This is a genomic window from Methanobrevibacter olleyae, assembly GCF_900114585.1.
Taxonomy (GTDB): domain Archaea; phylum Methanobacteriota; class Methanobacteria; order Methanobacteriales; family Methanobacteriaceae; genus Methanobrevibacter; species Methanobrevibacter olleyae.
The window spans coordinates 1-5948 of the sequence record NZ_FOTL01000046.1; the positions used below are offsets into that span (position 1 = coordinate 1).

General features: G+C 27.6%; 9 protein-coding genes and 2 pseudogenes. 9 read left to right on the plus strand and 2 right to left on the minus strand.

Features of this window, described 5'->3' with window-relative positions; translation table 11 throughout:
- The 6 genes from BM020_RS09155 to BM020_RS09180 all read left to right on the plus strand — a co-directional run.
- Positions 1-301: hypothetical protein (locus tag BM020_RS09155; protein ID WP_074798950.1), on the plus strand; the 301-nt coding region annotated here is incomplete at its 5' end.
- Between the two features lie 427 nt (positions 302-728).
- A complete protein-coding gene (locus tag BM020_RS09160) occupies positions 729-1007 on the plus strand; it encodes a 50S ribosomal protein L44e (RefSeq protein WP_067148034.1) in 279 nt (92 codons plus the stop codon).
- Positions 1008-1016: 9 nt separating this feature from the next.
- Positions 1017-1196 (plus strand): 30S ribosomal protein S27e, encoded by a 180-nt coding sequence (locus BM020_RS09165; protein WP_012954984.1) that lies wholly within the window; start codon positions 1017-1019, stop codon positions 1194-1196.
- A 165-nt stretch (positions 1197-1361) separates the two neighbouring features.
- Positions 1362-2144 carry a translation initiation factor IF-2 subunit alpha gene (locus BM020_RS09170; RefSeq protein ID WP_074798953.1) on the plus strand — a complete coding sequence of 261 codons (783 nt, stop codon included), beginning with the start codon at positions 1362-1364 and terminating at the stop codon, positions 2142-2144.
- Between the two features lie 12 nt (positions 2145-2156).
- Positions 2157-2327: an RNA-protein complex protein Nop10 gene (locus BM020_RS09175; RefSeq protein ID WP_067148029.1), complete on the plus strand. Its 171-nt coding sequence runs from the start codon at positions 2157-2159 to the stop codon at positions 2325-2327.
- 102 nt (positions 2328-2429) lie between these two features.
- The gene (locus BM020_RS09180; protein WP_067148026.1) at positions 2430-3221 is read left to right on the plus strand and encodes a proteasome assembly chaperone family protein; all 792 of its coding nucleotides are present in this window, start codon (positions 2430-2432) and stop codon (positions 3219-3221) included.
- 317 nt (positions 3222-3538) lie between these two features.
- Here BM020_RS09180 and BM020_RS09185 read toward each other — a convergent pair whose 3' ends face one another.
- Positions 3539-4576, minus strand: coding sequence for a virulence RhuM family protein (locus tag BM020_RS09185; RefSeq protein ID WP_074798956.1), 1038 nt, complete (start codon positions 4574-4576; stop codon positions 3539-3541).
- Between the two features lie 90 nt (positions 4577-4666).
- Between BM020_RS09185 and BM020_RS09520 the strand changes: the two are divergent.
- From BM020_RS09520 to BM020_RS09195, 3 genes and pseudogenes are all read left to right on the plus strand, one after another.
- Positions 4667-4801: pseudogene (locus tag BM020_RS09520) on the plus strand (IS5/IS1182 family transposase); the annotation flags it as partial.
- A 196-nt stretch (positions 4802-4997) separates the two neighbouring features.
- Entirely contained in the window at positions 4998-5303 is a 306-nt protein-coding gene (locus BM020_RS09190) for a nucleotidyltransferase domain-containing protein (RefSeq protein WP_074798958.1), read from the plus strand.
- Between the two features lie 98 nt (positions 5304-5401).
- Positions 5402-5632 carry a HEPN domain-containing protein gene (locus tag BM020_RS09195; RefSeq protein ID WP_074798960.1) on the plus strand — a complete coding sequence of 77 codons (231 nt, stop codon included), beginning with the start codon at positions 5402-5404 and terminating at the stop codon, positions 5630-5632.
- A gap of 74 nt (positions 5633-5706) precedes the next feature.
- Here the strand turns inward: BM020_RS09195 and BM020_RS09200 are convergent.
- Positions 5707-5948: pseudogene (locus BM020_RS09200) on the minus strand (ISNCY-like element ISM1 family transposase); the annotation flags it as partial.

Here is a 5948-nt window from a genome sequence, read left to right on the forward strand (position 1 = left end):
TTATGAAGCTGAAAAAGAATTACAAGGTTTAATTTATCGTAAAAATGAATTTCATAATGTTATTTATGAAATTATAAGAAAATTTATTGTTTCTAGGTATAAAAGCTTTATTTATCATTTAAAAGATAAGAAAATTGAGAGAACAACTAATAAGCTTGAAAATGCTTTTCAAAAAACTATGCCTAAATCAAGAAAAAGAACTTTTAAGACTATTCGTGGTGTTTTAAAGAGAATTTATCGCAGAGATTTGATTTGGAATGAAAATCGAAAACTTAATCAAGTTCATCAACAAAGTTTTTGAAAGAGCCAAGTTTTCACAATTACAAAGATTTATATATTGATAATAAGCATATATAATTAATGTATCTATAATAATATGATATTTTCTTATTTTAAAATATTTTTTTAATTATTATATTTCTATTATATTTCAAGATTTAGATTTTGCTAAATCCATTTTTAAGTTTTTTAAAACTTTTTCAATATTTTGATTATCTTATGAACTATTCTAGAGATAGTTATAGATAAAATATTTTTATAAGAATTTGTAGATACTCTAATGCTCATAGGAAACTGAAAAATGTTCCTATTAGTATCTTATAATTTATCCTCATGCTCTTTGGAAACTTAATCAGTTCCAAGTGGTTTGTTGTAATTATTTATTATTAAAAAAATCTGTTAATTAAGTTCTATAGGTCTTTTAACAGAGGAATTAAAAGGTGAAGAAAATGAAAATGCCTAAGGAAAAAAGAACTTACTGTCCACATTGTAAGAAACACACTATGCACGAAGTACATACTTCTAAAAAAAGAAAAGCTAGTGAATTAAAATGGGGACAAAGACAATTCAGAAGAGTTACTGCAGGGTACAGAGGTTATCCAAGACCATTACCAGGTGGTAACAAGCCAGTTAAAAAATTAGATTTAAGATACAAATGTAAAGAATGTGGAAAATCCCACATCAGAAAATCTTTCAGAGTAGGAAAACCTGAATTCGTATCTAAATAGGTGGTTTGTATGGCAAGTAATGGTAGAGGAAACTTTTTAAGAGTCAAATGTTTAGATTGTGACAACGAACAAATCATTTTCGATCGTGCAGCTTCTGATGTAAAATGTATCATCTGCGGTAAAACTATTGTAAAATCCCGTGGTGGAAAAGCTAAAATCATGGCTCACATCGATGAAGTTTTAGATTAAGCTTAAAATTATTAATAACTAATTAACTTTAATTAAGTTATTCCTATAAATAATTAATAATTAGTTGTTATGTAATCTTAGAATAAAGATTGGTTATTTAATTAATTGAATTTTTAAAATAATTTATTTAACCAAATCTTAACTATTTTTATTTTGGTGTTTTAATTGGTAAGAAAAAGTCAAGAATGGCCAAATGAAGGAGAACTTATAGTGGGAACTGTTTACAAAGTTCTTAACTATGGTGCATTTGCTAAATTAGAAGAATACACAGGTAAAGAAGCTTTTATTCATATTTCTGAAGTTTCTTCTGGTTGGGTTAAAAATATTCGGGATCATGTAAGAGAAAATCAAAAGATTGTTGCTCGTGTTTTAAGAGTTAATCCTAAAAAAGGTCATGTCGATGCATCTTTAAAAAGAATTAGAGAAGACCAAAGAACTAAAAAGATTCAACAATGGAAAATTGAACAAAAAGCTGAAAAATTCTTAGAATTAGCTGCTAAATCTTTAGATAAAGATTTGGATACTGCTTATGATGAAGTAGGTTATGAGCTTATGGATATCTTTGGAGATATCTATGGTGCATTTGAAAGTGCTGCTGAAGAAGGAGCAGAAACTCTTAGTGAAGAAGGTATTAGTCAAGAATGGGTGGATGCTATAGCTGAAGTTGCTGTTAAAAACATTCAACCACCTGAGGTCCACATTAGTGGATATATAGATATTGAAAACTACAACTCAGATGGTGTAGATGTTATTAGAGAGGCACTTATGGCAGCAGAAGATGAAAATATTGAAGTTCAATGTGTTGGAGCTCCTCGTTATAGAATCACTGTAACTTCTACTGATTATTTAGTTGCTGAAAAACAATTAAAAGAAGCAGCAGAAAAGGCTATTGCTATTGTAGAAGATGCAGATGGTAATGGAGAATTCTTACGTGAAATTGAAAGTTAATTAGTGAATCAGATGAAAATGAAAATGAAAAAGTGTCCAGTTTGTAATATTTACACACTTAAATCTCAATGTCCTAAGTGTGGTGGTGATTTAAAAGTAATTTACCCGCCTAAATTTTCAGTTGAGGATAAGTATGGTAAATATCGTAGGCAATTAAAAAAAGAGATGCTTAATAAGGAATAATCGATTTAAAATTTATTTATTATTAAATTTTAGACTTTATTCTGTTTTTATTTTTCTATTTTTTATGATTGTTATCATTAAAATCTTCTTAATGGTGATCTTATGAGAACAACTCAATTTAAAGTATTAGAAGAAGTTAGCTTAAATAATCCTATATTTATTGAAGCACTTCCGGGAATTGGTCATGTAGGAAAATTAGCTATTGATCACGTTATTGATGAATTAGATGCTACTAAATTTGTAGAAATTTATTCTCCATACTTCCCTCCTCAAGTTCTTGTTGGTGAAGGAGGAATTATTGAAGATATGAAGAATGAAATGTACTATTTAAAATCTGCAGGTGCAGATGAAAGAGATTTCATATTTTTAGTAGGAAACTGTCAAGGTTTATCAACTGAAGGTCAATATGAACTTTGTGGTTCTGTACTTGATTTTGTAGAATCATTAGGTGCTAAAGAATTATACACTTTAGGTGGTCTTGCAACTGGTCAGCCTATTGAAGGGGTAGAAGGCCGTGTTTTAGGTGCAGCTACTGATGAAGCATCTATTGAAATGCTTAAAGAAGCAGATATTGAAATTAGGTCTGCCGATGGTGGCATTGTTGGTGCTTCTGGTTTATTTTTAGGTTTAGCTAGACTCCGCGGTATGGCTGGATTTTGTTTAATGGGTAAAACTCCAGGTTATTTCATTGATGCTGAAGCAGCTGAAGCTATTTTACAAAAGTTAGCTATTCTTGTAAAGCTTGAAGTAAGTACTGAAGAGTTAGAAGCAAAGGCTGAAGAAATCCGTGAAATGATTAGTCAAGCTCAACAAATGGAACAAGAAATGCTTAGTAGAGCTATGGGCCAACAGGCACCTCAGCAAGCTCAAGATGACCTTAGATATATCGGATAATCAGATTCATGGGCTTTAGTCTATAGAATCTTGATTAAAATATTTTCTAAAAAATTGTTTTTTTTTTAACTTTAAATTTTTATTTTTTTATTTTTTATACTTTTATATTTTTACTATTTTTACTATTTTTAATATTTTTACTATTTATCGTACTGTTTTATAAATATAAAACTATTTTTTAATTAATTTTTTATACTTTGTAAAACGGAAATAATAAATTATTATTTTAGGGTTCTGAGTTTTCACATGAAAAAATTCAGCTTCCTAAATCCTTTTTATTTATTTATCTATTTTTTGTTTTTTATTTATTTAGGGAACTATTTTATTTCATTTACATTTTCTAATAATTTATCGAAGTCTGAACGATAATTTTTATCTTGGATTGGCCTATATTTTGTATATTCTTTATTTGCTATTTCTTTAGCTTCTTTCATACTTACATTGCCTTTATTATTTAGAATATCATATTCGTTAAAATCTAGAAATCCATCTAATTTTTGAGACCAATCATCCATATACATTAATCTTTGTCTTTTTGCTTGTAGTTCTGCATAATCTAAGTACATATTTACTAAACTATTTAATTCATCTAATTCTTCTTTGTTAAGATAATTTTTAGCTATTTCAGTATCTTTTTTTAGTATTTTACCTGTGGGACTATTTTTCCAATTTGTTAATCCCATATTATTTTTTTCATGATCTGCACGACTACTAATTATTTCTGCTGCTGTTTGTCCAGTTATTGCATAATGAAGTTTATTCTGGACTTTTGCATAAAATTCTTTAGCAATATATGAGTTAGAATCATAATCGTAACTTGTAACGAATATATCTGTTACTTTTTGATATGCTCTACGTTCGCTAGTTCTGATTTCTTTTATTTCTTCTAGTAATTCATTAAAATAGTCTTTGCCTAAGACTCCTCCATTTTCAAGTACTTCTTTATTTAGTACATATCCTTTTATCATATATTCTTTTAAAATATTTGTAGCCCATTTTCTGAAGTGTGTTGCTTCTTTACTGTTTATTCTGTATCCTATTGATATCATTGCATCTAAATTATACCATTTAGAAGGCCTACCTCCTTTCTTAGAGTTTATTAAGGATTCCTTAATAAACTCTGAATGGTCTGTAAATAAGTCTTTGGAGCTTATACTTACTTCATTTTCAATTAATTCTTCGTCCTGAATTATATTTGAGAAATGGATGGATATATTAGAGGGAGTAGTGTTAAAAATTTGTGCAACTATTTTTTGACTTGCCCATATTGTATCTTCACCTATTATGAAGTCCCCTTCTACGGTTGTTTCTTGTCCATAATATGATAATGTTTTAATAAGATCAAATTTTGTCATAAAATTAATCTCCTATACTATTTTATTTTTTCGTTTTTTATTTCTCAATATTGTTTATATTTATTGTTTTTGTTTAATATATATCTTAAGAATATGGGGGAAATTCACAAGTATGCTCCAAAATCAGTTGAAAAAACCGTTTATTTAAATGTATTTTTAGGAGCACTGGTAATATTGCAAGGATTTTACTCAAAAACAGCCATACAACAATTATCAAAAAACTAAAATAGTAGGACTCATAAATTTTTTAATTTAAAATTATAAATTTAAACAATTATAAATATTGAGCTTTTTATTGAAGACAAAATATTTGTGATACACACTCCTTTTGTGTTTTTGAATATATCCCATTATGAAAATCTTTATAATTTATGAAATTTATATTATTTATTGTAAGTGTAAAAATCTTTTTGTGATTAAAATGAATAATCCTGTTGAAATTGCTCATGAGTTTGCAAAATCTATTAAATCTGATGATATTGTACAAATTATCCTATTTGGTTCTGTAGCTCGTGGTGATGATACTGAAGAGTTTGATATTGATATTTTAATTGTTTCTCCAATTGCAGAGGAAATTAGGCATGATATTCATCAAAAGGCTATTGACATTATTTTTGAAAAAGATGAAGTTATATCTCCTAGATTAATGACTGTTGATTATTTTAATAAAACAAAAAATTATTACTTTTTAACTAATGTTCTTAGAGAAGGTCTTGTAATTGGGTGAAGCGGAAGATGCATTTAATGCAGGCAAGAACAATTAGTTTCAAGTAAAGCCTTGTATGGGGTGGGACAATATAGAGATTCCATTTCATTATCTTATTATTGAAGAAAAATATTTCTCCAAAGACTCATACAGGAACTTTAAGACAGCTTGCTAAAGAATATCTCATGACTGGTTTATTCAGTAAAGAAAATTATGATTATCTTTATGGGGCTATGGAACTTAGAAATGATTCAAGCTATAATTATTTTAGAGTTTTTACAGGAGAGATGGCTCATGAACTTATTGAACAAGCAGAAAAGTTTATTGCTGAAGTTGAAACCTTATTGTAATTTTTCTTTTTTTAAATATTAAAGTTGAAGGATTATTTTTTTTCTATTTTTTGAGGTTGTAAAATTTTATAGGCTTATTTTATTTTTATGTGATTTTTTGTCCAGTTTTTCATTTGGTAGTCTAAAAATGTTAGAATTCCATTTTTAGTTTTGTAAGTTTTCTTAATTTTTTCTGGATTTGTTTGTCTGTAGTAATTTTCTACTTTATTTGATGTTTTTTCAATATTTTCATCATCTAAGTATTCTATGTATCTTTTGAAGTGATTTAAGACATGTTTGTTTACAAATTGCATTAAAACTTCTGGAATCGAATCAT